21 protein-coding genes and 2 pseudogenes are annotated in these 24,773 nt (G+C 73.0%); 13 read left to right on the top strand and 10 right to left on the bottom strand.

What is annotated here, in order from left to right; all coding sequences use genetic code 11:
* The first annotated feature begins 88 nt into the window (after nucleotides 1-88).
* Both CTZ28_RS14465 and CTZ28_RS14460 read left to right on the top strand, forming a co-directional pair.
* Nucleotides 89-574 (top strand): ATP-binding protein, encoded by a 486-nt coding sequence (locus tag CTZ28_RS14465; RefSeq protein ID WP_259471608.1) that lies wholly within the window; start codon nucleotides 89-91, stop codon nucleotides 572-574.
* A gap of 297 nt (nucleotides 575-871) precedes the next feature.
* Nucleotides 872-1,657 (top strand): SAM-dependent methyltransferase, encoded by a 786-nt coding sequence (locus CTZ28_RS14460; RefSeq protein WP_121889761.1) that lies wholly within the window; start codon nucleotides 872-874, stop codon nucleotides 1,655-1,657.
* Nucleotides 1,658-1,807: 150 nt separating this feature from the next.
* Here CTZ28_RS14460 and CTZ28_RS14455 read toward each other — a convergent pair whose 3' ends face one another.
* Complete coding sequence (locus CTZ28_RS14455) at nucleotides 1,808-2,626, bottom strand: siderophore-interacting protein (protein WP_183154398.1); 819 nt, start codon at nucleotides 2,624-2,626, stop codon at nucleotides 1,808-1,810.
* Between the two features lie 73 nt (nucleotides 2,627-2,699).
* Here CTZ28_RS14455 and CTZ28_RS14450 point away from each other — a divergent pair, with 73 nt between their 5' ends.
* From CTZ28_RS14450 to CTZ28_RS14440, 3 genes are read left to right on the top strand one after another with little or no spacing between them, the layout of a single operon-like run.
* On the top strand, nucleotides 2,700-3,572 hold the full coding sequence (locus CTZ28_RS14450) for an ABC transporter ATP-binding protein (RefSeq protein ID WP_121889760.1): 873 nt from the start codon (nucleotides 2,700-2,702) through the stop codon (nucleotides 3,570-3,572).
* Entirely contained in the window at nucleotides 3,569-4,537 is a 969-nt protein-coding gene (locus CTZ28_RS14445; RefSeq protein ID WP_121889759.1) for an iron-siderophore ABC transporter substrate-binding protein, read from the top strand. Before CTZ28_RS14450 ends, CTZ28_RS14445 begins: the two co-directional genes overlap by 4 nt.
* Before the next feature lie 4 nt (nucleotides 4,538-4,541).
* The gene (locus CTZ28_RS14440; RefSeq protein ID WP_121889758.1) at nucleotides 4,542-6,629 is read left to right on the top strand and encodes an iron ABC transporter permease; all 2,088 of its coding nucleotides are present in this window, start codon (nucleotides 4,542-4,544) and stop codon (nucleotides 6,627-6,629) included.
* Between the two features lie 101 nt (nucleotides 6,630-6,730).
* Here CTZ28_RS14440 and CTZ28_RS14435 read toward each other — a convergent pair whose 3' ends face one another.
* From CTZ28_RS14435 to CTZ28_RS14415, 5 genes are all read right to left on the bottom strand, one after another.
* Nucleotides 6,731-8,386, bottom strand: coding sequence for a dipeptide ABC transporter ATP-binding protein (locus tag CTZ28_RS14435; protein WP_121889757.1), 1,656 nt, complete (start codon nucleotides 8,384-8,386; stop codon nucleotides 6,731-6,733).
* Complete coding sequence (locus CTZ28_RS14430) at nucleotides 8,383-9,291, bottom strand: ABC transporter permease (RefSeq protein WP_121889756.1); 909 nt, start codon at nucleotides 9,289-9,291, stop codon at nucleotides 8,383-8,385. The genes CTZ28_RS14435 and CTZ28_RS14430 overlap by 4 nt, the downstream gene beginning before the upstream one ends.
* On the bottom strand, nucleotides 9,288-10,244 hold the full coding sequence (locus tag CTZ28_RS14425; protein ID WP_121889755.1) for an ABC transporter permease: 957 nt from the start codon (nucleotides 10,242-10,244) through the stop codon (nucleotides 9,288-9,290). The genes CTZ28_RS14430 and CTZ28_RS14425 overlap by 4 nt, the downstream gene beginning before the upstream one ends.
* Nucleotides 10,245-10,247: 3 nt before the next feature.
* A complete protein-coding gene (locus CTZ28_RS14420; RefSeq protein ID WP_121889754.1) occupies nucleotides 10,248-11,870 on the bottom strand; it encodes an ABC transporter substrate-binding protein in 1,623 nt (540 codons plus the stop codon).
* A gap of 194 nt (nucleotides 11,871-12,064) precedes the next feature.
* Nucleotides 12,065-13,882: a gamma-glutamyltransferase family protein gene (locus CTZ28_RS14415; protein WP_121889753.1), complete on the bottom strand. Its 1,818-nt coding sequence runs from the start codon at nucleotides 13,880-13,882 to the stop codon at nucleotides 12,065-12,067.
* Between the two features lie 91 nt (nucleotides 13,883-13,973).
* On the opposite strand from CTZ28_RS14415, the gene CTZ28_RS14410 reads away from it, so the two are divergent.
* Nucleotides 13,974-14,888, top strand: a complete 915-nt coding sequence (locus tag CTZ28_RS14410; protein ID WP_220795334.1) for a LysR family transcriptional regulator — start codon at nucleotides 13,974-13,976, stop codon at nucleotides 14,886-14,888.
* 192 nt (nucleotides 14,889-15,080) lie between these two features.
* Here the strand turns inward: CTZ28_RS14410 and CTZ28_RS14405 are convergent, their stop codons facing one another.
* Nucleotides 15,081-15,596, bottom strand: coding sequence for a DoxX family protein (locus CTZ28_RS14405; protein WP_121889752.1), 516 nt, complete (start codon nucleotides 15,594-15,596; stop codon nucleotides 15,081-15,083).
* Between the two features lie 28 nt (nucleotides 15,597-15,624).
* Nucleotides 15,625-17,073 carry an amidohydrolase family protein gene (locus CTZ28_RS14400; RefSeq protein WP_121889751.1) on the bottom strand — a complete coding sequence of 483 codons (1,449 nt, stop codon included), beginning with the start codon at nucleotides 17,071-17,073 and terminating at the stop codon, nucleotides 15,625-15,627.
* Between the two features lie 296 nt (nucleotides 17,074-17,369).
* Between CTZ28_RS14400 and CTZ28_RS14395 the strand changes: the two genes are divergently transcribed.
* The 4 genes from CTZ28_RS14395 (at nucleotide 17,370) to CTZ28_RS14380 (ending at nucleotide 21,269) form a co-directional block, all read left to right on the top strand.
* Complete coding sequence (locus tag CTZ28_RS14395) at nucleotides 17,370-18,191, top strand: IclR family transcriptional regulator domain-containing protein (protein WP_121889750.1); 822 nt, start codon at nucleotides 17,370-17,372, stop codon at nucleotides 18,189-18,191.
* 72 nt (nucleotides 18,192-18,263) lie between these two features.
* Nucleotides 18,264-19,490, top strand: a complete 1,227-nt coding sequence (locus CTZ28_RS14390; RefSeq protein WP_121889749.1) for a CaiB/BaiF CoA transferase family protein — start codon at nucleotides 18,264-18,266, stop codon at nucleotides 19,488-19,490.
* Entirely contained in the window at nucleotides 19,483-20,325 is an 843-nt protein-coding gene (locus CTZ28_RS14385) for a citryl-CoA lyase (RefSeq protein ID WP_121889748.1), read from the top strand. The genes CTZ28_RS14390 and CTZ28_RS14385 overlap by 8 nt, the downstream gene beginning before the upstream one ends.
* An 86-nt stretch (nucleotides 20,326-20,411) precedes the next feature.
* The gene (locus CTZ28_RS14380) at nucleotides 20,412-21,269 is read left to right on the top strand and encodes a dioxygenase family protein (protein ID WP_121889747.1); all 858 of its coding nucleotides are present in this window, start codon (nucleotides 20,412-20,414) and stop codon (nucleotides 21,267-21,269) included.
* Nucleotides 21,270-21,279: 10 nt separating this feature from the next.
* Here the strand turns inward: CTZ28_RS14380 and CTZ28_RS14375 are convergent, their stop codons facing one another.
* A complete protein-coding gene (locus tag CTZ28_RS14375; protein WP_121889746.1) occupies nucleotides 21,280-21,687 on the bottom strand; it encodes a RidA family protein in 408 nt (135 codons plus the stop codon).
* Nucleotides 21,688-21,788: 101 nt separating this feature from the next.
* On the opposite strand from CTZ28_RS14375, the gene CTZ28_RS14370 reads away from it, so the two are divergent.
* The 3 genes and pseudogenes from CTZ28_RS14370 to CTZ28_RS48235 all read left to right on the top strand — a co-directional run.
* Nucleotides 21,789-22,169, top strand: coding sequence for a winged helix-turn-helix transcriptional regulator (locus tag CTZ28_RS14370; protein ID WP_121889745.1), 381 nt, complete (start codon nucleotides 21,789-21,791; stop codon nucleotides 22,167-22,169).
* Nucleotides 22,170-22,338: 169 nt separating this feature from the next.
* A pseudogene (locus CTZ28_RS47010) lies at nucleotides 22,339-22,503 on the top strand (VOC family protein); the annotation flags it as partial.
* Between the two features lie 74 nt (nucleotides 22,504-22,577).
* Nucleotides 22,578-22,980, top strand: a pseudogene (locus tag CTZ28_RS48235) (nucleoside/nucleotide kinase family protein); the annotation flags it as partial.
* 39 nt (nucleotides 22,981-23,019) lie between these two features.
* Here the strand turns inward: CTZ28_RS48235 and CTZ28_RS14360 are convergent.
* Nucleotides 23,020-24,495, bottom strand: coding sequence for a dihydrolipoyl dehydrogenase family protein (locus CTZ28_RS14360; protein WP_121889744.1), 1,476 nt, complete (start codon nucleotides 24,493-24,495; stop codon nucleotides 23,020-23,022).
* Nucleotides 24,496-24,773: the final 278 nt, after the last annotated feature.

Raw genomic sequence — 24,773 nt, 5'->3', positions numbered from 1 at the left:
TGTGCAGATTGCTGGTTGCACAAATGATCCTCCGATGCGAGGCTGGTGTGGTCAGACATGAGTGCAGCCAGGCGAAGGGCGTACCGCGATGGCCTTGCTCCCTCTCCCGCATCCGGCCATGGGGTTTGCGGCTCAAGGGCCGGCCCCCCGTTCTCAAGGGCCGGTCCCCCGTTCCGAGGAGTTCGGTCTGCCGGCCGGAGCGGCCTGCGTCGCGCAGGCCCGCTGCCTGGTCGGCACGCTGCTGGCCGGGTGGGGTCTGGCGGACGAGCCGGCCGATGACGCGATCCTGGTCCTGTCGGAACTCGTCACCAACGCCATCGCCCACTCCGGCGGCAGCCGGATCACCTGCCGGGTCCATGTGCTCGGTGCCCGGGTGCGGATAGAGGTGGAGGACGAGCGGCGCGGCGCGAGCGTCCCGGCGGTGCGTGAGCCGGACATGGACGACCAGGGCGGGCGCGGGCTGCTGCTGGTGAGCAGGCTCAGCGACGCCTGGGGAGTGGGCGAGGCGCCGGACGGCAAGGGCCGCGTCGTCTGGGCGGACCTGGAATACGAAGGGAACCGGGCCCGGGCCTGAGTGCGGAGTCACGTACGCGGGGGAGCGGGGAAGACTGCGGCCCGGTCTCGGGCGTGGACCTGCGTGCCCCACGCAATCTCGCCGGGAACACCTGACACGTGTCAGCGCTCGCGCCGGTCGGCAGCCGTACGACCGCGGAGCGCCGTCGGGATCGGGTTGCCGGGCTCCGGTGTGCCGTGTTCCCCTCTCGGTCCGGGGAGCGGAACGGCCGGGCCCGCGCGTCACCGCACGTGCGACGGTGTGTCAGACTTCGGTGATCGCAGTGCTCACTGGTCCACCTGAGCGACGGAGTCCGTCATGACGACCGGCACCCCCGGCCCCCGCAAGATCGACACCAGCAAGGCGCACCCCGCGAGGGTCTACGACTGGCTCCTGGGCGGCAAGGACAACTACCCCGTGGACGAGGCGGTGGGGGAGAAACTGCCGCCCGAGGCCCATGACGCCGCCCGGCAGAACCGTGAATTCATGCAGCGCGCCGCGGGCTGGCTCGCCGAGCAGGGCATCGACCAGTTCCTCGACATAGGCACCGGCATCCCCACGGAGCCGAACCTGCACCAGATCGTCCAGCGGATCCTGCCGACCGCGAAGATCGTGTACACGGACAACGACCCGATCGTGCTGGCGCACGCGGAGGCGTTGCTGGTGAGCCGTCCCGAGGGCGTCACCGACTACATCGAGGCGGATGTCCGCAGGCCCGAGGAGATCGTCGAGCACGCGCGGGGCGTGCTCGACTTCGAGCGCCCCATCGCCATGTCGCTGATCGCGCTGATGCATTTCGTCCCCGACGACCAGGACCCGTACGGCATCGTGCGCAATCTGCTCGACGCGCTCCCCTCGGGCAGCTACCTCGTCCTCTCGCACGCCGCCTCGGACCTCTTCGAGGAACAGTCCCGGAAGGTGACCGCCGAGTACGCCAAGGGCGGCATCCGGCTCGGTTTCCGCACCCGCGCGGAGGTCGGCCGCTTCTTCGACGGCCTGGACCTCGTGGAGCCGGGCGTGGTGACGGCCCCGGAGTGGTTCAAGTCGACGACGCCGGCGCCCGAGGAGAGCGGCATCTACGCGGCCGTGGCCCGCATCCCCTGACCGGGGCGGCCCGCCGAGAGGCACAGTGAGCGATCGAGCGGGGTCTGCGGACCGCCGGTGTCATGCGCCGGCGGTCCGCAGACCCCGCGTCCGTATCCGCATCCGCATCGAAAGGTGCCCCGCCCGTGCCCGTCGGCCGGGGCCCGCCGGTCAGGCGGCTTTGGCCGCCTCGTGCCGCCAGAAGCCCGAGAACGTGATGCGGTCCTTCGGCAGCCCCGACCGGTGCAGATGCCTGCGTCCCTGGGTGGCCAGGCTCGACTCGCCGACCACGAAGGCGTACCCGGCCGCGTCGGCGGGGGTGTGCCGCAGGAGTTCGCCGAGCGCGGCGGTGCCGGGCACGGACCCGTTGCCCTCGCGGACGATCCAGGTGACGGTCATTCCGGCCGGTGCGTCGAGTGCGCGTACGTCCCCGGCGGTGGGCACCTCCTGGATGAGCCGGCCCACCGTGTCGCGCGGCAGGGAGCGCAGGATGCCCGTGCTGGCGGGCAGCCCGGTCTCGTCGGCCACGACGAGGACCTCGGAGGCGTCCTGCGGACAGTCGAACAGCAGGCCCTGGTCCAGCAGGGCGAGCGCGTCGCCCGGGCGGGCCCGGCACGCCCAGACCGCGGCCCCGCCCTCGAGTTCGCCCGTCGGGCCGACGTGCACCACGAAGTCGATGTCCAGCTCCGCGGCGTCCGGGCGGAAGTCGGCCACGGTGTAGTTCGCGCAGTGCGGCCGCTCCTCCTCCGGGATGGCCAGATACGGCTGCCACCAGCGTGACCCGGTGAACTCCGGCAGCCGCAGCCGGTGTTGATGGGGCAGTTGCAGGAACAGCCGGAACCAGTGGTCGTAGCCCCGCCAGGGAAACTCGTCGAGGTCGGCGCCCGTGACGGTGACGCGGTGCATGGACGGGGAGACGCGCTCGGTGCGCACGACCTCAGCGCGGAACATCCGGGGGTGCTGCGGCATGAGTCGAGGAATCTTCGCCATGAAAGAAGGTTAGCCTAACTTTAGTTAGAAGCCTCACAGAGGGGCATTGGTAAGGTTAGGCTAACCTTCCCTCGTGAGTTCTGGTGAAGAGACAACCACGGCATCCCCCGTGGCCGGGCACGAGTTGACCGCTCGGGACGTGACCGTGTCGTACGACGGCACGGACGTCGTGCACGACGCGGCGATCACGCTCAGGCCCGGCGAGGTGACCGCACTCGTGGGGCCCAACGGCAGCGGCAAGTCGACGCTGCTGCGCACCCTGGCGCGCCTGCAACGCGCCCGCACCGCCACGCTCACCCTGGGCTCCGGGGACGGCACGGCGACCGACGGGCTCGCCCTGACGGCCCGGGAGTTCGCGTGGCGCGTGGCACTGCTGGGCCAGGGGCGCCCCACGCCCGGCGGACTGACCGTGCGGGACATCGTGGAGTTCGGCCGCCACCCGTACCGGGGGCGCTGGGGGAGAGCGGACCCGGACGGCGCGGCGGCCGTGCAGCGCGCGCTGGCCATGACCGATGTGACGGACCTCGCCGACCGCGGAGCCGAACACCTCTCGGGCGGGCAGCTCCAGCGCGTCTGGCTCGCCGGCTGCCTCGCCCAGGAGACCGGAGTGCTCCTCCTGGACGAGCCCACGACCTATCTCGACCTCCGCTACCAGGTCGAACTGCTCGATCTGATCAGGGACCTGGCGGACCGGCACGGCATCGCAGTCGGCGTCGTCCTGCACGACCTGGACCAGGCGGCCGCCGTCGCCGACCGGATCACCCTGCTCGGCGCCGGACGGATCGTCGCCGACGGCCGGCCCGAGGACGTGCTCACCGCCGGCCGCCTGACCGAGACCTACGGCATCCGCGTCGACGTCGACACCGATCCGCTCACGGGCCGGCTGCGCACCCGCGCCGTCGGCCGCCACCACGCACGAACCGAAAGGCTCAGTACCACCCCATGAGACGTCATCTCATCGCCCTGTGCGCCGTGTCAGCCGCCGTCGTCGCACTCGCCGGGTGCGGCACCACCGAGCCCGCCGCCACCGGCGCCGACTCCAGCGCACGGAGCATCACCCTGACCGACGCGACCGGTCAGAAGGTGAAGCTCGACGGGCCCGCCGAGAAGGTCGTCGGCACCGAGTGGAACGTCGTCGAGAGCCTCGTGTCGCTCGGGGTCGACCCCGTCGGCGTCGCCGACGTCAAGGGCTACGGAACCTGGGACACCTCCGCCCCGCTGACGAACTCGCCCAAGGACATCGGCACCCGCGGCGAACCCAGCATGGACACCGTCGCCGCGCTCGCCCCCGACCTGATCGTCGCCACCACCGATCTGCCGGCCTCCGCCGTCAAGCAGCTGCGGAAGATCGCCCCGGTCCTCGAGGTGCGCTCCGCCAAGGCGTCCGACCAGATCGGGCAGATGAAGGAGAACCTCGACCTGATCGCCGAGGCGACCGGCACCACCGAGCGGGCCGAGAAGGTCAAGCAGTCCTTCGACGCCAAGGTCACCGAGGGCAGGAAGGCGCTCGCCGACGCCGGGCTCGCCGGCCGGAGGATCGCCTTCGCCGACGGCTACGTCGCCGCCAACCAGGTCTCCATACGCCCCTACACCAGCGGCTCACTGATCGGGGCCGTCAACGAGGCGATCGGCCTGAAGAACGCCTGGACCGTCAAGGGCGACGCCGACTACGGCCTGGCCGCCACCGACGTCGAGGGGCTGACCGGCCTCGGCGACGTGGAGTTCGCCTACATCGGCAGCGAGGACAGCGACCCCTTCAAGGACGACCTCGCCCGCAACGCGGTGTGGAAGTCGCTGCCGTTCGTGAAGAAGGACACCGTGCACCGACTGCCCGACGGCATCTGGATGTTCGGCGGCCCGCTGTCCATGCAGGCGTACGTCGACGCCGTCGTCGCCGCCCTGACGAAGTAGCGCCATGGCCGTCACCGCAACAGCTCCCGCCACCGGCTCACCGGCCGTCGCGGCCCGGACGGCCGCGGCCGTGGTGACGGCCGCGCTCGTGCTCCTGGTCGCCGCCCTCGCCGTCGTCGACATCACCCAGGGCACGGCGGCCGTCGGCCCGGCCGAGGTGTGGCAGGCCCTCACCGGCCGGGCCGATCCCGCCGACGCGTCCGTCGTGATCGCCTCGCGGCTGCCCCGGATGACCGCCGGGCTGCTGGTCGGTGCCGCGCTCGGCGCGGCCGGCGCCGCACTCCAGGCCGTCAGCCGCAATGTGCTCGCCGCACCCGACACCCTGGCCGTGAACGCCGGCTCCTACCTCGCCCTCGGCCTGCTCACCGTCACCGGGGTGGCGCTGCCCCTGGCGGCCTCCTCGGGCGTGGCGTTCCTCGGCGGGCTCGCCGCGGCGGCCGTCGTCGTCGCCCTGTCCGGACCGGGAGCGGACACCGTCCGCCTGGTGCTGGCCGGAAGCGCCCTGACCCTCGGGCTGTCCTCCGTTACCCAGGGGCTGCTCCTGCTGTTCCCCGAGCAGACCGACGGCCTCTACCAATGGGGCCAGGGCAGCATCAGCCAGAACGGCTTCGGCGGGGTGGCCCAGATGGCGCCCGTCGCCGCGGCCGGCCTGCTCGGACTGCTGCTGACGGCCCGCCGGGTGGACGCCCTGGCCCTCGGCGACGAGGCGGCCCGTGGCCTCGGCGTCCCGGTCCGCGGCACCCGGATCACCGTGGTGGTGCTGGCCGCGCTGCTCTCCGCGGCGGCCGTCACCCTCGCCGGACCGCTCGGCTTCGTCGGCCTGTGCGCACCCGCCCTGGTGCGCCCGCTCGCCCGCCGGATCCGGCCGTTCACCCGGACCCGGCTCGGCCTGCCCACCGCGGCGCTGGCCGGCGCCGGCCTGGTGCTCGGCTCCGACGTCCTGCTGCGCGCCGTCGTACCGGCCGGGACCGCCGTCGCCGTGCCCACCGGGGTCGTCACCAGCCTCCTCGGCGCGGTCTTCCTGGTCGGCATGGCCCTGCGGGCGCGCGACAGCGCCGCCGTGAGCGCGCCGGAGCGGCTGCGCATTCCGGGCCGGGCGGCCTTCCTCGTGACCCTCGCACTGCTCGCCGCCGCCCTGGCCGGGGTGACCGTCGCCGCGGTGCTGCTCGGCGACACCCGGCTGCTGCTGGGCGACGTGGTCAACTGGGCGCAGGGCAGGGCCGGCCGGTCCGTCGCCTTCGTCCTCGACACCCGGGTGCCACGGGTCCTCGCGGCGCTGCTCGCGGGCGCGGCGCTGGCCCTGGCCGGAGCCCTCGTCCAGGCCGTCACCCGCAACCCGCTCGCGGAACCCGGTGTCCTCGGTGTCTCCGGCGGAGCCGCCCTCGGCGCCGTCCTGCTCGTGACGACGGCACCGCTCGCCGGTTCCTGGGGCATCGCCGCAGCCGCGTTCGCGGGCGCGGCCGGCGCCGCCGTCCTCGTGTTCGGGCTCGCCGCCCGCGGCGGCTTCGGGCAGCACCGGCTGGTCCTGGTGGGCGTCGGCGTGTCCGCCGCCGCTGCCTCCCTCATCAGCCTGCTCATCGTGCTCACCGACCCGTTCAACGCGGCGAAGGCGCTCACCTGGCTGTCCGGCTCCACCTACGGCAGGACCCTGCCCGACGCGCTGCCCGTCGGCGCCGCCCTGCTGCTGGGCGTCGCGGTCGCCGTCGTACGGCGCACCGAACTCGACCTGGTGTCCCTAGACGAGGACACGCCCCGGCTGCTCGGCCTGCGCCTGGCACCGGCCCGGCTCGGATTCCTGGCCGTCGGGGTGCTGCTGAGCGCCACCGCCGTCGCCGCCGCGGGCACGATCGGCTTCGTCGGGCTGGTCGCCCCGCACGCGGCACGCGCCCTGGTCGGACGCCGGCACGTACGGGTCGTACCCGTGGCGGTTCTGCTCGGCGCCGCCCTGGTCTGCGCCGCGGACCTGCTCGGCCGCACGGTGATCGCACCGGCCCAGCTCGGCGCAGGCCTGATGACGGCGGTCATCGGCACGCCGTACTTCCTGTACCTGCTCGTCCGCACCCGGCGCGGCGCGGGGAAGGCGCGGTGCTGACGCGGCCCTCGACGGCACGCGTCCCCATCCGTGGCCTCGGCACCGCCCCGCGAGGGGGCGTGCCGGGGCCACGGACGCTGTGCCGGGTGTCCGGCCGGGTGTTAAGGACGGTGCGTCAGGCCGGCGCCGGGCACCGCCGCCAGCAACTGCCGGGTGTACGGGTCGGACGGTGCCCCGAGCACCGCGTCCACCGGGCCCCGCTCGACGACCCGGCCCGCACGCATGACCACGACGTCATGGGCGAGGGCGCGCACCACCGCCAGATCGTGCGAGATGAACAGATAGCCGATGCCCAACTCGTCCTGGAGGGACCGGAGCAGGCGCAGGATCTGGTCCTGCACGAGGACGTCCAGCGCCGACACCGGCTCGTCGCAGACGACGAGCCGGGGTTCCAGGGCCAGGGCCCGGGCGATCGCCACCCGCTGCCGCTGCCCGCCGGACAGCTCGTTGGGATAGCGCCGCGCGACGTCGGCGGGCAGCGCGACCTGATCGAGGAGCCGGGCCACCCGGGCCCGCCGCTCGTCCCGGTCGCCGACGCCGAACACCGTCAACGGCTCGGCTATCAGGCGTTCCACGGTGAACATCGGGTCGAGGGAGGCGTACGGATCCTGGAAGACCGGCTGCATGGCCCGCCGGGCGGCCCGGCGCGCGGGCCCGCGCGCCGTGGCGGCCCCGGAGACCGGCGCGCCGTCGAGGCGGACGGTGCCGCCGGTCGGCTCCAGCAGCCCCAGCACCATGCGCGCGGTGGTGGTCTTCCCCGAGCCCGACTCGCCGACGAACGCGGTGGTCCGTCCGTGTCCCACGGTGAACGACACGTCGTCCACCGCACGGAAGCGGGCGCCGCCGCGCAGCCGGTACTCCTTCGTGACGTGTTCGACGGCGAGCAGCGGCCCGGCGGCGGCCGCGGGCGGCCGGGCGGCGGCCGCGGGCGGCCGGGCGGCGCCCGGTGCGGCGCCGGGCCCCGGCGTCCGCTCGCGGACCGTGGCACCGAGGGACGGGGCCGCCGCCACCAGTCGGCGGGTGTACTCGTGCCGGGGTGAGCCGAGCACCTGCCGGGCCGGACCCGTCTCCACCACGGCGCCCCGGGACATGACGACGACCCGGTCTGCCCGGTCCGCGGCCAGCCCCAGATCGTGGGTGATCAGCAGCAGTGCCGTGCCCAGTTCCCGGGTCAGCCCGTCCAGATGGTCGAGGATCTGCTGCTGCACGGTCACGTCCAGCGCGGACGTCGGCTCGTCCGCGATGAGCAGGTCGGGCCGGCAGGCCAGACCGATCGCGATCAGCACCCGCTGCCGCTGGCCGCCGGACAGCTCGTGCGGGTACTGGCGGGCCCGCCGTCCGGGCTCGGGCAGTCCGGCCTGGGCGAGGAGTTCCACGGCGCGGCCCGGGGCCTCGCGCCGGCCGGCCAGACCGTGGGCCAGCAGGGTCTCGGCGACCTGCCGGCCGACCCGGGTCACCGGGTTGAGATTGGTCATCGGGTCCTGCGGCACCAGCCCGACCGCCCGCCCGCGCAACTGCCGCAGACGCTTCTCCGGGGCCCGTACGACGTCCTCCCCGCGCAGCCGGATTGTGCCCCCGGTCACCCGTCCGGAGCCGGGCAGCAGGCCCATGACGGCGTGTGCCAGCGTCGACTTGCCGGAGCCCGACTCGCCGACCACGGCGACCCGTTCACCCGGCATCAGGGTCAGCTCCGCGCCACGGACGGCGGGTGTTGCGCCGAAGGAGACGCTGAGGTTCGCCACTTCCAGAAGTGTCATGACCGCTCTCCCGAACCGCTCGTCCGCGGGTCCAGCGCGTCCCGCAGGGCGTCGCCGAACAGATTGAAGCCCAGGCAGATCAGGGCGATCGCGAGCCCGGGGAAGACGCCGGGCCACGGCGTGCGCAGCAGATAGTTCTGGGCGTCGGAGAGCATGATGCCCAGGCTGGGGTCGGGCGGCTGGATGCCGAGGCCGAGGAAGGACAGCACCGCCTCGCCGAGGACCGCGGCCGGCATCACGAGCGTGGCCTGCACGATGATCGCGGACAGGGCGTTCGGCAGGATGTGCCGGCCCAGGACGCGCAGCGGCCCGGCGTCCATGGCGTGGGCGGCGAGGACGAAGTCGGCCTCGGCCAGCCGCAGCGTCTCGGCCCGCACCACCCGGATCATCGCCGGGACGTTGGCGATGCCGAGCGCGATCGCCGCGTTGCCGAGACCGCCGCCGTTGATGGCGGCGAGACCCACCGCGAGGATCAGGAAGGGGAACGCGAGCATCAGGTCGGCCAGCCGTGACACGAGCGCGTCCAGCCACCGCCAGTAGCCGGCGAGCAGCCCGAGCGGTACCCCGGCCACCACGGCGAGCAGCACGGACAGCACACCGACCTCCAGCGAGGCCCGCGTCCCGTACAGCACCCGGGAGAGGATGTCCCGTCCCAGGTCGTCGGTGCCCAGCGGGAAACCGACGGTGGCGGGCTGCTGGAACGGCGTCGAGAAGTGCACCTCGGTCGGCGGACCGGGCGCGAGCAGCGGGGCGAGGACCCCGGCCAGCACCACGATCAGCAGCAGGATGCCGCCGGCCACGCCCATCGGGTTGCGGACCAGCGTGCGCAGCGCCCGGCCGTGGGTCCGGCCGGGGCCGGGGAGCGCGCCGTCCGGGGCGGCGGTGGCCGCCGCAGCGGTCGTCATCGGGACCTCCCGGAGACTCGTATCCGCGGATCGATGACCGTGTACAGCACGTCGACCAGCAGATTGATCACGATGTACGAGGCGGTGATCACCAGCACCACGGCCTGGACGACCGGGTAGTCCCGGGTGAACACCGAGTCGAGGGTCAGCTTCCCGATGCCGGGCAGCGTGAAGATCCGCTCGGTGACCACCGCGCCGCCGATCAGCCCGCCCAGTTGCAGGCCGACGACCGTGACCACCACGATCAGGCTGTTGCGCAGCCCGTACCGGAACACCACCGCGGTGCCGCCGAGCCCCTTGGCGCGGGCGGTGCGGACGAAGTCCGCGGACAGCGTGCCGGTCATCGAGGCCCGCGTCTGGCGTTGGAGAACCGCCGAGTGCGTCAGCCCGAGGATCAGCGCGGGCAGCGTCAGGTAGTACAGGCCGCGCACCGGGTGGTCGAAGGGCGAGACGTACCCGGACGCGGGGAACCAGCCGAGGTGTACGGAGAGATACAGCACGGCGAGGATGCCCAGCCAGAAGGTGGGGACCGAAAGGGCCGTCAGCGACAGGGCGTTGGCCGCCCACTCCGGCCACCGGCCGCGGAAGACGGCGGCCAGCACGCCGGCCGTCGTCCCGGCGAGCACGGCGACGGCCATCGCGTACACGGCGAGCTGGACGGTCACCGGGAGCGTGGCTCGGATCAGCTCGCCGACCGGTGTCCCGGTACGCGTCGACACGCCGAGGTCGCCGGTGAGGGCGCGCCCGGCGAACTTCAGGTACTGCACCGGAAGCGGCTGGTCCAGGCCGAGCCGGGCGCGTACGGCCTGGATCGTGGCCGGGTCGGCCTCCTCGCCGGCCATCGCGGTCGCCGGGTCGCCGGGCAGCGCGCGGATCCCGGCGAAGACGACGATCGACGCGAGGACCAGGGTGAGCGCCGACTGCCACAGCCGGTGGAGCAGATGACGCGCCATCTCTCAGCCCTCCTTGCCGTCGGCGCGGAACGCGGCCCCGCCGAGCCGGACCACGCCGTCGGAGTAGACCCGGACACCGGCGACGGCGTCCGAGACGACCGTCAGGTTCCGCTGCCGGTAGGTGTAGACGATCGGGTTCTGGCTCTGCAGCACGGCGACCGCCCGCCCGTACAGCTCGGTGCGGTCCGCGGTGTCGGTGGTGCGTGCCGCGCGGTCCAGCAGGTCATCCAGGCGCGCGGAGGAGAAGCCGCCGTAGTTTCCGGCGGAGCCGGTGGCGAGGAACCGGGCGGTGTTGGCGTCCGGGTCGATCCGCCCGGACCAGCCGAGCATCAACAGCTCGAAGTTCCCGCGTTTTTGCACATCCAGGAGGGTGGAGTACTCCACGGGCACGATCCGCAGGTCGAATCCGCCTTCCGCGACGCTGGCCTGCAACGCCTGGGCGAAGCGCACCTGGTCCTGGGAGTTGGTGACCTGGAGGGTCACCCGGTACGGGGTGCGCACGCCGGCCCGGGCGAGCAGACGGCGCGAGCGCTCGGGATCGAAGGCGGGGCAGGCGCTGCTCGCGGCCGACGCGTAGGCGCTGTGCGGGGCGATCGGTGAACAGGCTGGTTCGAACCAGTTGTTGAAGACCGTGTTGACCAGGGTCGCGCGGTCGATGCTGGCGGCGAAGGCGGCCCGCACCCGGGCGTCGCTCCCCATCGGGGTGTCGATCCGCCGGGTCGGGCTGCCCACCCCGTCGACGTTTCCGGTGTTGACGGTGATGCCGGAGTAGCCGAGCGAGCCGGACTGCAGGAGCCTCAGACCCGGTTCCCGCAGCAGGGCGTCCACGTCCTGCGGCGAGATGGTGTCGGCGACCTGGATGTCGCCCGAACGCAGGTTGGCCGCACGGATGTTGGCGTCGGGCATGATCCGGTAGGTGATGCGGTCGAGGCGGACGTCCGCGGCGCCGTAGTAGCGCGGATCGCGGGCCACGGTGATGGAGGTCTGCGGCACCCGCTCGACGAACGTGAACGGCCCCACGCACACCGGCCGGTCGCCGAAGTCGTCCCCCTCGGCGGCCAGCGCCCGCGGGGACATGATCATGCCGGCCCGGTCGGCGAGCGCGGCGGTGATCGGCGCGAACGGCGACCTGTAGCGGAGCACCACATGGTGCGCGTCGGGGGCCTCGATGCTGCGGACCGGTCCCATCTCGGGCGTGCGCTGCGAGGTCGGCAGGGTCAGATGACGAAGCAGGCTGGTGCGTACGGCCGCCGCGTCGAACCGGGTGCCGTCGGCGAAGACGATGCCGTCACGGACCGGGATCGTCACGGTGCGCCCGTCCGCGGAGACATCCGGCAGACCGGCCGCGAGCTGGGGGACGATCCGGCCCTCGGCGTCGAGGTCGTAGAGCTTCTCGCAGATCGCGCTCATCACATAGCGCGTGTAGAGCGAACTGGACGTGGTCGGGTCGAGACGGTCGGGTTCGGACGAAAGCCCCATCGTCAGATGGCCGCCGGCGCGCACCGGCCGGCTGCCGACCGGGGAGCCGTAGGCGTCCTCGTGCCGTGCGGACGTGCTGACGGGCTGGACGGGCACGCATCCGCTGAGCACGGCCGCCGCGAGCACGGCGGCCGGCGCGCCGACCATTCGGGAACGCGGAAACCGCAGAAACCGTAGAAATCGCCGAAACCACAGAAATTTCAGACATCGGAAATACCGGTTAGCCATGGAAACTCCGGGCACTCAGTGCGGTGCTTCTCTTTGGTTTCCACCACGGTAGCCGCTGTTTTCCGGAAGTCTATTTCCCGCGCATTAAGAATGCGGTATCTCCACGTTCCCCACTACCTTCCGGCCGCGTAACCCTGCATCATGCGCGGATTTGCGGCCGCCGACAGGACACCGGTCTCCGGATCCCGCGCCACCGCGCACAGACGCCCCTCTGACCAGGCGTCACCCACCGTGACCCGGTGTCCGCGGCGGCGCAGCCCGGCCAGTACGGCGTCGCCGATCCGGGATTCCACCGTGAGCGACCCCGGCTCCACCGCGCGCGGATAGAAAGAGGACGGAAAGGCATCCGTGTGCCAATTCGGTGCGTCGATCGCACCCTGTAGGTCATAGCCGCCGCGCACTTTTTCACGCAGCACCACGGACAGAAAGAAATGCAGGCTCCACTGGTCCTGCTGATCGCCGCCCGGAGTTCCGAAGGCGAGCACCGGCACGCCGTCGCGCAGGGCGAGCGAGGGAGTCAGCGTGGTCCGCGGCCGGCGCCCTGGCGCCAGCGAGTTGGGCAGCCCGGGCGTCAGCCAGGTCATCTGCAGCCGGGTGCCCAGCGGGAAGCCGAGGCCCGGCACCACCGGGTTGGACTGCAGCCAGCCACCGCTCGGGGTGGCGGAGATCAGGTTGCCCCAGCGGTCGACCACGTCGACATGGCAGGTGTCGCCGCGGGTGGCGCCGTCCCGTCCCACGGTCGGCTCACCCGCACCCGCACCGGCCGGGGCGCCGGGACCGGCGGCCGGCTCCGGCAGGCGCGGCAGCCGGCCGTCCGGGCTGCCGGGGCGCAGCTCGTACGACGCCCGGTCGGGGTCGATCAGCGCCCGGCGGGCCGCGTTGTAGCCCGGGGACAGCAGCGTCCGCAGCGGCACGTCCGCGGTGCCCGTGGCGTCGCCGTACCACGCCTCCCGGTCGGCCATCGCCAGTTTGGTGCCCTCGACGAGGGTGTGGACGTACTCCGCCGTGCCGTACCGGGGCAGTCCGGCTCCGCTGCCGAACCCCTCCGGCAGCAGGGCGAGTTGCTGGAGGAAGGCCGGGCCCTGGCTCCACGGGCCGGCCTTGGCCACCGTCCAGCCCTGCCAGTCGTGGGTGACCGGTTCCTCGTACGCGGCGGCATAGCCGGCCAGGTCGTCGCCGGACAGGGTGCCCGCGTGCCGCTCGCCCGAGGTGTCCATGACGGGGCGGGCGGCGAAGCCGGCGAGCGCCTCGGCGACGAAGCCCTCCCGCCACACCCGGCGCGCCGCCTCGATCTCGGCGTCCCTGCGGCCCGCACCGGGACCGGCCGCCGCCCGTGCCTCCGTGATCAGCCGCCGCCAGGTCGCGGCCAGCGCGGGATTGCGCAGCAGGGCGCCCGCGGCCGGGGACCTGCCGCCGGGCAGGTACAGCTCGGCGGAGGTCGGCCACTCGGTCTCGAACAGGGCGCGGACCGTCTCGACCGTCTCGCCGATGCGCTCCACCGCCGGGTGGCCGTGCTCGGCGTAGCCGATGGCGTACTTCAGGACGTCGGCGAGCGACTTGGTCCCGTGGTCGCGCAGCAGCAGCATCCAGGCGTCGAACGCCCCTGGCACCGCGGCGGCGAGCGGCCCGGTGCCGGGCACCAGATCGAGGCCGAGGGAGCGGTAGTGGTCGATGGTGGCGCCGGCCGGCGCCGGACCCTGCCCGCACAGGACCTGCGGTGCGCGGCCCGCCGGGGCGAACACGAGGGGCACCTCGCCGCCGGGGCCGTTGAGATGGGGCTCCACCACATGCAGTACGAAGCCGGCCGCGACGGCGGCGTCGAACGCGTTGCCGTCGTCCTCCAGCACCGCCATGGCGGCGGCGGAGGCCAGCCAGTGGGTGGAGGACACCATGCCGTGGGTGCCCTGGAGCGTGGGACGGGTGGTGAACATACCGCGAGTAAACCGGGTGCGCCGCCGGTGCGTCCAAGACATGCGTGACACCATTCCGATAGCGACAGGCTATGGGTGGAGGGCACGGATCGTGGAACGCCGTCAGCTCGAGTACTTCGTGGCGATCGTGGAGCACGGCGGCTTCAGCCATGCCGCGCGGGCCCTGCACGTGGCGCAGCCCTCCCTCTCCCGCGCGATCGGCAATCTGGAGCGCGAACTCGGCGTCACGCTCTTCCACCGGGTGGGCCGGCAGGCCGTGCTGAGCAATGCGGGGGAGGCGCTGGCCGCTCGCGCCCGACTGGTGCTGCGGGACCTGGAGGCGTTCCGTGCGGCGGCGCGTTCGCTGGGGGAGGGGGCCGTCGGCCGGGTCGACGTCGCGGCCACCTCGTCCTCCGGCCTCGAGCCGATCGTGAGCATCGTCGCCGAGCTGCGGGAGCGGCATCCCGGGGTCACGGTCAGCGTCTCGTCCGCGGATGCCGCCGCCGAGGTGGTGGCGATGGTGTCGCAGGGGCGGTGCGAGGTCGGGGTGTGCGGGAGCGCGCAGCGGCCGACCGGGCAGGGGCTGGTGGCGCACCATCTGCGCGACGAGGAGTTCCTGCTGGTCCTGCCGCCGGGCACCCGGCCGGCCGGGAACGGTCCTGTGGTGCGGCCCGGGGAACTGCGCGGGATGCGGTTCGTCGTGACCGGCCAGACGACCGCCGTACGCGCTCTGTTCGACCGGTTCTCGGCCACCGTGGGCGAGCTCACCGTCGCCGCCGAGGTGAGCGACCGGAGCGTCGTGCTGCCGATGGTGCTCAAGGGCATCGGCGCGGCCCTGATGCCGGACGGCTGGGCGGACCTCGCCCGGCGGGCCGGGGCCGAGGTGTACCGGTTCGCGCCGGCGGAGCGCATCGCCCAGTGGCTCGTCCACCGCGGCGGCCCGGTCACCTCCGCCACCCGCGCCTTCATCGACACCACCCTGGCCCGGGTCCAGGCCACGCCCGGCACGGACGCCGCCGGCCGGTAGCCGCGCCACGGCGGGCTCAGGCTTTTGTGTTCCTGTCGGCCTGGGGTGCGGTGTCCGTCCGTCTTGCGCGCAGGACCTGGGCCTGGGCGGTGAGGGGGACGGCGACCGCGCCCCAGCCGGTGGTCGCCGGCCGGTAGTCGTGCCGCTTGCCGGTGTGCGATGGCGGGCTGAGGTCTTTGTGTCCCTGTCGGTCTACGGTGCGGTGTCCGTTCGTCTTGCGCGCAGGGTCCGGGCCCGGGCGGTGAGGGGGACGGCGGCGGCGAGCAGACCGGCCGGCAGGGCGACCGCGCCCCAGCCGGTGCCGGACGCCCACGGGAGATCGAGGGCGGCATCGAGCGACCACGGGCCCGGCCCGGTGAAGCCGAGCACCGCCGCGACGGCTCCGTACCAGAACGGCACCTCGCAGCCCCCGCGTTGGGCCCAGAAACCTTGGGGCGAGGTCGCCACGGCCGCCACCGTCATGGTGCCGATGACGACCGCGCACCCGGCGGGCGTCAGCAGCCCGGTGGCGACCGACGCGCCACCCGCGAGCTCCGCCAGGCCGGCGGTCACGGCAAGCCGCGCGCCGGGTACGAACCCCCATCGCTCGAACACGGCGCCCGTGCCCGCCGGGCCGGCTCCGCCGAACCAGCCGCGCAGCTTCTGCAACGCGTGTCCGAACAGCAGGCCGGCGAGCAGGACTCGCAGGAGGAGCAGTCCCGTGGTCATCGATGCGGCCCTCCGTCCGCGTGCCGGCTCAGCGGCCGTGGGTCGTGGCGCTGCGGTAGTCGGTGTAGGTGTACGGGTTGTCGAGGATCTTCGTCTCGGGGACGTCCGGGTTCATGCCCTTGCGCCAGTCCGCCTCGCCCAGCGCCGACCGCAGGTGCTCGACGGTCCGCTCGACCTCGCGCCGTACCGCGGTCAGGTCGATGCCGAGCAGACGGTGGTCGTGCTTGACCACGCGTCCGTCGACGACCACCGTGTGCACATCGCCGCGCTGGGCCTGGAAGGCCACATGGCCATAGGGGTTGAGCACCGGGAACGAGACCGGTGAGTGGTCGTTCTTCAGCAGCACCAGGTCGGCCTTCTTGCCCGCCTCGACGCTGCCCAGATCGTGCTCCCGGCCGAGGGCCCGGGCCCCGCCGAGGGTCGCCCACGCCACCACCTGATCAGCGCGCAGGGCGCAGTGGGTGACGGTCTCGCCCTTGGCGTGGGCCTCCAGGTGCTCGCGGGCGCGGTCGGCGCCGAGCGTGGTGCGCATGGCGGAGAACAGGTCCCCGCTCCACCAGACGCTGGTGTCCATCGACAGCGAGACGGGGATGCCGTGCGCCCGGAGCGCCCAGGTCGTCGGATAGCCCTGCCCGGCGCTCTGCTCGCTCTCCGTGGACACCGACACGGAGCCGCCCGTCGCCGCGATGCGGTGGTAGGAGTCCGCCGACAGGGTCGAGGCGTGCACATAGACCGTCTCGGGTGTCATGAAGCCGTGCTCGTGCATGAGCCGGATGCCGTCGTCGCCGGTGGCGCCCCAGACACCGGCGTGGGTGGTGACGGCCACACCGAGGTCGCGTGCCACTTCGAAGGCGGGTTTCTCGGGGAAGGCGGGGTCGCCCGTGACGTCGAAGGCCAGCTGGAGGCCGAGCAGGTCGTCACCGGTGATCCGGCGGCGCACGAAGTCCCGGAACTCCGGTGCCGCGGTCCACTCCGCCGGGGCCTGCTGGATGTTGCCGTAGGCGAGCACGAACCGGCCGGGCACCGCCCGCAGCGCGTCGACGGCGGCGTCCGCGTGGTCGACCGTCTGCAGCCCGTGGGACCAGTCGACGACCGTGGTCACCCCCGCGTCCAGCGCCTCCCCGGCGGCCAGGAGGTTTCCGGCGTGCACGTCCTCGGGGCGGAACGTCCTGCCGTGTTCGAGGTAGTACCAGACGAAGTACTGGGTGAGGGTCCAGTCGGCGCCGTAGCCGCGCATCGCCGTCTGCCACATGTGCCGGTGCGTGTCGATCATGCCGGGCATCAGGATGCCGTCGGTGGCGTCGATCTCCGCGGTGCCGTCCGGGACGGCGAGCCGCGGGCCGACCGCGGCGATCCGGTCGCCGGTCACGAGGACGTCGGTGTCGGTGAGCACCCGGCGTTGCCGGTCCATGGGCAGCACCGTGCCGCCGCGGAAGACGATGGGGCGGCCCGGCCGGAACGAGGTGGACTGGATCATCTCTGCATCTCCCGCTCTTCACACGCTCTTCTCGGCGACGGACGATTGTCCGTATGGCGGCTGCATGCTTGCTGACCGATGGTGTTCGGGCGGATGCTTCGCTGTCAATACAGGGTGCGACGGGAGTACCAGCCGTCCCCGGACGCCGATGGTCCGCTCTGCGGACGGCCGTGATCCGCTCCGGTGCGCGAGCCCGGCGCGGGGGGCGGTCCCGCCTGCGTAGAGTGCCCCGGCGACGCTCGTCCGCAGAGCGGACGAGCGTCGCCGCCGCCGTGACACCGACAGGAGGAGTTCCCATGCCCCGCGAAGGAACCGGGCCCGACTTCATCGAGGCGCTGGCCCGAGGGCTGGAGGTGATCACCGCGTTCCGGCCCCGGCAGCCCGTGATGTCGCTGACCGACGTGGCGACGGCCACCGGGCTGGCCAGACCGACGGCGCGGCGGATCCTCCTCACCCTGGCCGAACTGGGCTATGTGCGCCAGCAGTCCGGCGGTTTCGCGCTGACCCCGCGCGTCCTCGACCTCGGTGTCGCCTACGTGCGCTCGACGGGGCTGTGGGAGGTGGCCAGGCCGCACCTGGAGCGGCTGGTCGAGCGCACCGGCGAGTCGTGCTCGATCGCGCAGCTCGACGGCTCGGACATCGTCTACGTCGCCCGGGTCTCCGTGCCGAAGATCGTCACCCTCGCCGTGCAGATCGGCACCCGCTTCCCCGCGCTGCCCACCTCGCTGGGCAAGGTCCTGCTGGCCGCGCTGCCGCCGGACGAGGCGGCCCGGATCCTCGCCGAGCCCAGCCGGTCGGGTCTGCGGCCCGTGTGGCGGCCGGAGCGGGCCGAGTGGGAGGCCGAGCTGCGCGAGGTGCGCGCCCGGGGCTGGGCGCTGACCGACGAGCAACTGGCGCGCGGCATCCGCTCGGTGGCCGCCCCGCTGCGGGACGGCTCGGGCCGGGTGGTGGCGAGCGTCAACGTCAACGCGCATGCCGCCGAGACCTCCGTGGACGTGCTCCTCGACGACTACCTGCCGCTCCTCCTGCAGACCGCCGGCGAGATCAGCGTGGACTTCGCCCGCCTGGAGTCCGCGCCGCACACCATCCGGCCGGCCGACGCGGTCGCCACACCTTGACGCCCTCGTGGTGTGCGCCACAGAATCGCTCTACGGACATCTGTCCGTGTGGCGGACAGAGAGGCAGGGTCGATGTCGCAGAGCGCCCATCCCGCTCGGCCGGACAGCACACACACCACGACCACCTCCCCCACCCCGGACACCGCGGGACCGCTGTCCGGGGTGCTGGTGGCGGACTTCTCCCGGATCCTCGCCGGGCCGTACGCCACGATGCTGCTCGCCGACCTCGGCGCGGACGTCGTCAAGGTCGAAGGTCCGGGCGGCGACGACACCCGGTCCTGGACGCCCCCGGTGCGCGGCGAGGTCTCGACCTACTACCTCGGGATCAACCGGGGCAAGCGCTCGATCGCCCTCGACCTGCGCACCGAGGACGATGCCGCGCTCGCCAGGGAACTCGTCCGCCGCGCCGACGTCCTGATCGAGAACATGAAGCCAGGCGGCATGGCCAAGTACGGGCTGGACTTCGCGTCGGTACGGCGGGACAACCCCGGCCTCGTCTACACCTCGATCACCGGTTTCGGCTCCGGAGCCGGCCGCCATGTGCCCGGCTACGACCTCATGGTCCAGGCCGTCTCCGGGCTGATGAGCCTGACGGGCGACCCGGACGGGCCGCCGTACCGGGCCGGGATCTCCGTGTTCGACGTGATGGCCGGCAACCACGCCGTGATCGGCATCCTCGCCGCACTGCGGCACCGGGACACGACAGGCGAGGGCCAGCTCGTCGAGGTGAACCTGCTGTCCTCGGCGCTGACCGGCCTGGTCAACCACAGCTCCGCCTACATCGCCGGCGGCACCGTGCCGTACCGGATGGGCAACGCCCACCCCAGCGTCTTCCCCTACGAGCCGTTCCCCACCGCCGACCACGACCTCATCGTCACCGCCGCCAACGACGGCCAGTTCCGCAAGCTGTGCGAGGTCCTCGGCGCTCCCGCGCTCGCCGACGATCCGCGCTTCGCGCGCAACGCCGACCGCACCGCACACCGCGCACAGCTCCGGCCGCTGCTCACCGAGCGGCTCGTGACGCGCGGCGCCCACGAGTGGTTCGAGCTGCTGGTGGCGGCCGGTGTGCCGAGCGGGCCGATCAACACCCTCGACGGCGGCTTCGCCATGGCCGAGCGCTTCGGACTCGACCCGGTCGTCACCGTCGGGGAGGGGGACCGCGCGGTGCCCACCACCCGGCACCCGATCCGGTTCTCCGCCACCCCGGCCGCCTACCGGCTGCCGCCCCCCGAACTCGACGAGCACGGCGCGCGGTTGCGCGCATGGCTGGCCGGACCCGAGGAGACCGCGCATGGCTGACCCGACGACCCGCCCCGGCTACCCCACCGCCCTCGGCGCTTCCGACCCGACGACCATCACCCTGCTCGGACACGACCTGGCCGAGGACATCATGGGCTCGGTCGGCTTCGGCGAGCTGGCGTTCTGGCTGGCCACCCAGCGGCGGCCCACCCCCGGCGAGACACGTGTCTTCGAGGCGGTGCTCGCCGCGCTGGCGGACCACGGGTTCACCCCCACCGCCATCGTCACCCGCCTGACCTACCTCTCCGCGCCGGACTCCGTCCAGGGCGCGCTGGCCGCGGGACTGCTCGGCGGCGGCTCGCGCTTCCTCGGCGTCACCGAGGACACCGGCCGTCTGCTGCACGACGTCCTGGAGTCCCTGGCCGGCGTGCTGCCCACCGACGAGGCGGGCTGGGACGAGATCGCGCTGCGCACGGTGCGCGAGCGGCACGCGGCCGGAGAGCTCGTCCCCGGGCTCGGACATCATGTGCACAAGGAGGGCGATCCCCGCACCGCCCGGCTCATGCGGATCGCCACGGAGGAAGGCCGCTTCGGACCGCACCTCCAGCTGTTCGCCGCCATCGGCCGGGTCCACCCCGCCGTGCTGGGACGCACGCTCCCGCTCAACGGAGCAGGGGTCTGCGGCGCCGCGCTCGCCGACCTGGGGCTGCCGCTGCCACTGCTGCGCGCCTTCGCCCTGCTGGCGCGCACGGCCGGACTGATCGGACAGCTCGCCGAGGAGCTGCGCCACCCGGTCGCACGGGACGTCTTCCTGTCCGTCGACCGCAACAACACCGCCGTCCCGCCCGACCCCTACGTACCGGAACCGCTCACGGAGGCACGGCGCGACGGCTGACCCGCCGGCACCGCGCCGTCCGCCGCCCGCGCCGCACCTTCGCACGCCGCCCCCGCACTCCGTACCGCAGACCAAGGAGCAGCAACGTGTTCGTCGACGAGGACAACATCACCGAGCTGGCCGCCGAGCGCTGGGCCACCGCGCACTCCCCGAGAATGGCGGAGCTGATGAGCGCACTGGTCCGCCATCTGCACGCGTTCGCCCGGGAGGTGCGGCTCACCGAGGACGAGTGGACGGCCGCGATCCAGTGGCTCACCGCGGCCGGCCAGACCTGCGACGACAAGCGTCAGGAGCTGATCCTCACCTCGGACGTGCTCGGACTGAGCATGCTCGTGGTGCAGTTGAACAACCGTTTCACGGCGGAGGCGACGCCCGCCACGGTGCTGGGCCCCTTCCACATCGACGGCTCACCGACCGTCCCGCGCGGCTTCGACATGTCCGACGGCATCCCGGGAACCCCGCTGTTCGTCACCGGCAAGGTCACCGACACCGAGGGACGGCCCGTCGCGGACGCCGTGCTGGACGTCTGGCAGGCCGACGCCGACGGCGCGTACGAGGCCCAGCTCCCCGAGGTCGACGAGGCACGGCTGCGGGCCAGGTACCGGACCGCGGCGGACGGCAGCTACTGCATCCGCACCATCGCCCCGCGCGGGTACGCCATCCCCATGGACGGCCCCGTCGGCGACCTCATCCGCGCGACCGACATCAGCTACTTCCGGCCCGCGCACATCCACTTCCTCATCGACGAACCCGGCTACCGGAAGCTGATCACCCATCTGTTCCGGGCGGGCAGCGACTACCTGGACAGCGACGTCGTGTTCGGTACGAAGGACGCGCTGATCGTGCCGTTCACCGCACGCCCGGCGGGCGGCGCGCCCGACGGAAGCCGGCTCGACGCCCCGTATCTGCACGCCGAGTACGACTTCGTCCTCCAGTCCGGCTGACGCCCCGGGCTCAGTCGAGGACCGCGACGGCCTCCACCTCGACCAGGTGCTCGGGCACGTCGAGCGCCGCGACGCCGAGGAGCGTGGCGGGCGGTGCGGGGGTGACGCCGAGGCGTGCCGCCGCCCGGTCGATCCCCGCCAGCAGCAGCGGCATCTTGTCGGGGGTCCAGTCCACGACGTGCACGGTCAGCTTGGCCAGGTCGGCGAAGGTGCCGCCGACCTCGGACAGGGCGGTGCCGACGTTGAGGTAGCACTGCTCGACCTGGGCGGCGAGGTCGTCCTTGCCGACCGTGACGCCGTCCGCGTCCCAGGCGACCTGCCCGGCGACGAAGACCAGCTTCGAGCCGGACGCCACCGACACCTGGCGGTAGACGTCGATGACCGGCAGTCCGCCGGGGTTGACGAGGGCGATGGCCATGTCGGCTGTCTCCTTGCTGTGCTCTCTTGTAGTTACTCGGAAACCGTAGGAGAGTGTTCGCTGACATGGAAGAACGCACTTTTCAGTGACTGGGGAACCTCATGGTGACCAAGCGGCTCAAGGGCTCCGTCGACGACGCGGATCTCACCCGTGCGGACTCCCTGGCGCGGGAGATCTTCTCGGACGTCGCCAACAAGTGGGCGTTCCTGATCATCGAGTCCCTCGGTGAACGCACCCTGCGCTTCAGCGAGTTGCGGAACGAGATCGAGGGCATCAGCCACAAGATGCTCACCCAGAACCTGCGCATGCTGGAGCGCAACGGCCTGGTCGAGCGGACGGTGCACCCCACCGTGCCGCCGCGGGTCGAGTACACCCTCACCGAGCCGGGCCAGGGCCTCAGAGCGACCGTCGACGGAATGTGCGCCTGGACCCACCGATACCTCAGCCACATCGAAACCTCCCGCGCCCGCTTCACCACGTGACGACCACATCCCGCATCGCGGTGGACGACACGGTGCGGCGCCCCACGGCCCGGCTGGGCCGCTTCGGCGAAGGGCGCCGGTGCGCCGCGCGCTCGCGGTGACGCCGCAATGCGAGGCGTGGGTCATTACGGTGTGACAGCGCACGAGTTCGGGCCCGCACATGACGGCTGTCGACGACCTCGCCGAGGCCGAGGCTCTGCTGCTGGAGTCGGGTGCAGCCAAGCCGGAGCAGCAGTTGGGCGGGGAGCGTTGGCGGGTCTTCACGGACCCGGCCGGGCATCCCTTCTGTGTGGTGGGGGCCGTGGCGATGGACACGCCCGCCGCACCGGCCTAGCGTGACCGGCACGCCAGTCAGCCCTCAGCTGGAGGAACGCGGGGCGATGGCCTTCTCCGACCTGTGCGCACGGGCCCCGGCGGTGCGCGCTGCTGGGCATCGTCGGTGCGCCGGGTTCCGGAAAGTCCACGCTGGCCTTCCACCTGGCCAACAGCGAACTGGAACGGCTCGGCCGGCGGCGGCGCAAGGGCGCACCGGACACCTTCGACGCCGCGGGACACACGGCGCTGCTTCGCCGGCTGCGCGAGCCGACGGGCATCCCGGTTCCGGTCGGGACACCGCTGGTCATCATGGAGGGCAACTACCCGGTACCTCGCCACCGGCGAGGAGACACGGCTGGACCGGCTCATCCGGCGGCATGTGGCGTACGGCAAGTACCCCGCGGAGGCCCGCGCATGGGCGCTCGGTACCGGCCAGCGCAACGCCGACCTCATCGCGGCCACGCTGGACCGGGCCGGCCTGGTGTTCTCCCCGCCGTCCCGCGAACCGGCGCCGAACGGCACCGGACACACGGCGTCAGCTGCCGGTCCGCGTCTGTTCGTGCTCGCGCCGGCAGGCGGCGAGCAGGAACAGCCAGATCTCGCTCACGGTCGGGAAGCACGCGACGGCGTGCCTCAGCCGCTTGAGCGGAACCTCGCCCGCCACGGCGACGGTCGCGGAATGCAGGAGTTCACTCACCCCCGGGCCGACGAAGGTCACGCCGAGCAGGATCTCCCGGTCGAGGTCGACGACCAGCCGGGCGTGGCCCTGATAGCCGTCGGCGTAGAGGTTGGCACCCTGGGCGGCGTCGAAGTCGAGGTCGACGGCGCGGACGCGGTACCCGGCGCGCTCCGCCTGCCCGGCGGTCAGGCCCACCGCGCCCGCCTCCGGGTCGGTGAAGAAGACCTGCGGCACCGCGTGCTGGTCGGCGGTGGTGGCGTGATCGCCCCAGGGCCCGTCGTCCAGCGGCAGACCGGCCGCGCGGGCGCCGATCGCGTCACCGGCGGTCCTGGCCTGGTACTTGCCCTGATGGGTCAGCAGGGCACGGTGGTTGACGTCACCGAGGGCGTACAGCCAGTCCCCGTTGACGCCCCGGACCAGGCAGGTCGTGTCGACGTCCAGCCAGGAACCCGGGGTGAGGCCCACCGTGTCCAGGCCGATGTCGTCGGTGCCGGGTGTGCGGCCGGTGGCGAACAGGACCTCGTCGGCCTCCAGTTCGCTGCCGTCGTCGACGGTGAGCGTGACCGGTCCGGCCGGGTCCGGCCGGCGCAGGGCGGTCACCCGCACCCCGATCCGCACATCCACGCCGGCCTCGGCCAGACCGTGGGCGACCAGCTCCCCGGCGAAGGCTTCCATGCGGGGCAGCAGCCGGCGGCGGACGAGCAGGGTGACCTGGGAGCCGAGGCCCTGCCAGAGGGTGGCCATCTCGACGCCGACTCCGCCGCCGCCGACGATGGCGAGCCGGGCGGGCACCGTACCGGAGTCGGTGCCGTGCCGGTTCGTCCAGGGCCGGGCCTCCGCGATGCCCGGGATGTCCGGCAGCACCGGACGGCTGCCGGTGGCGACGGCCACCGCGTGCCGCGCCGTGAGATGCCGGCGCACGCCGTCGTCCCGGGTGACGGTGACCCGTCGGGGGCCGTCGAGGCGGCCTTGGCCGCGGTACAGGTCGGCGCCGATGGACTTGACCCGCCGGGCCTGTCCGGAGTCGTCCCAGTCGGCGACGTACCGGTTGCGGCGGGCGAACACGCCGTCGGTGTCGAGCCGGCCCGTGACGGCCTGCCGGGCCCCGTCCACGCGGCGGGCGTCGGCGACCGCGATGACCGGCCGCAGCAGCGCCTTGCTGGGGATGCAGGCCCAGTAGCTGCACTCACCGCCGACGAGTTCGCGTTCCACGACGGCCACGGAGAGGCCGGCGGCGCGGGCGCGGTCCGCGACGTTCTGGCCGACCGGACCGGCGCCCAGCACGACCACGTCGTAGGTGGCGGATTCCTGGGTTCCGTGCGGTTCGCTCATGCTGTCCTCACCTCACGATCGGTGCGGGTCCCGGGCTGTTCTCCGGGCTCGTCGGCCGGGGCGGGAGCGCACGGGCCGACGTATGCGTGGGGGGTGGCGATCGGCGGTGCGTCATGGGTCCCGGCGAGTCCGGCGCGGGGCGGGTGAAGGTGTTCCGGCGCCGCATCCGCACGACCGTGATCGCGGCGTGGCGCGCGACCCGGGAGGGGCCCGTTCCCACCGGACGGGGACCGTATGCAACGGACCTGGCCATGTTAGGACGGCGCCGGGGGATCTGC

The organism is Streptomyces shenzhenensis (assembly GCF_003688995.1).
Classification (GTDB): Bacteria; Actinomycetota; Actinomycetes; order Streptomycetales; family Streptomycetaceae; genus Streptomyces; species Streptomyces shenzhenensis_A.
Note: the sequence above shows the minus strand (reverse complement) of the source record. Positions and strands in the feature narration are given on the sequence as shown.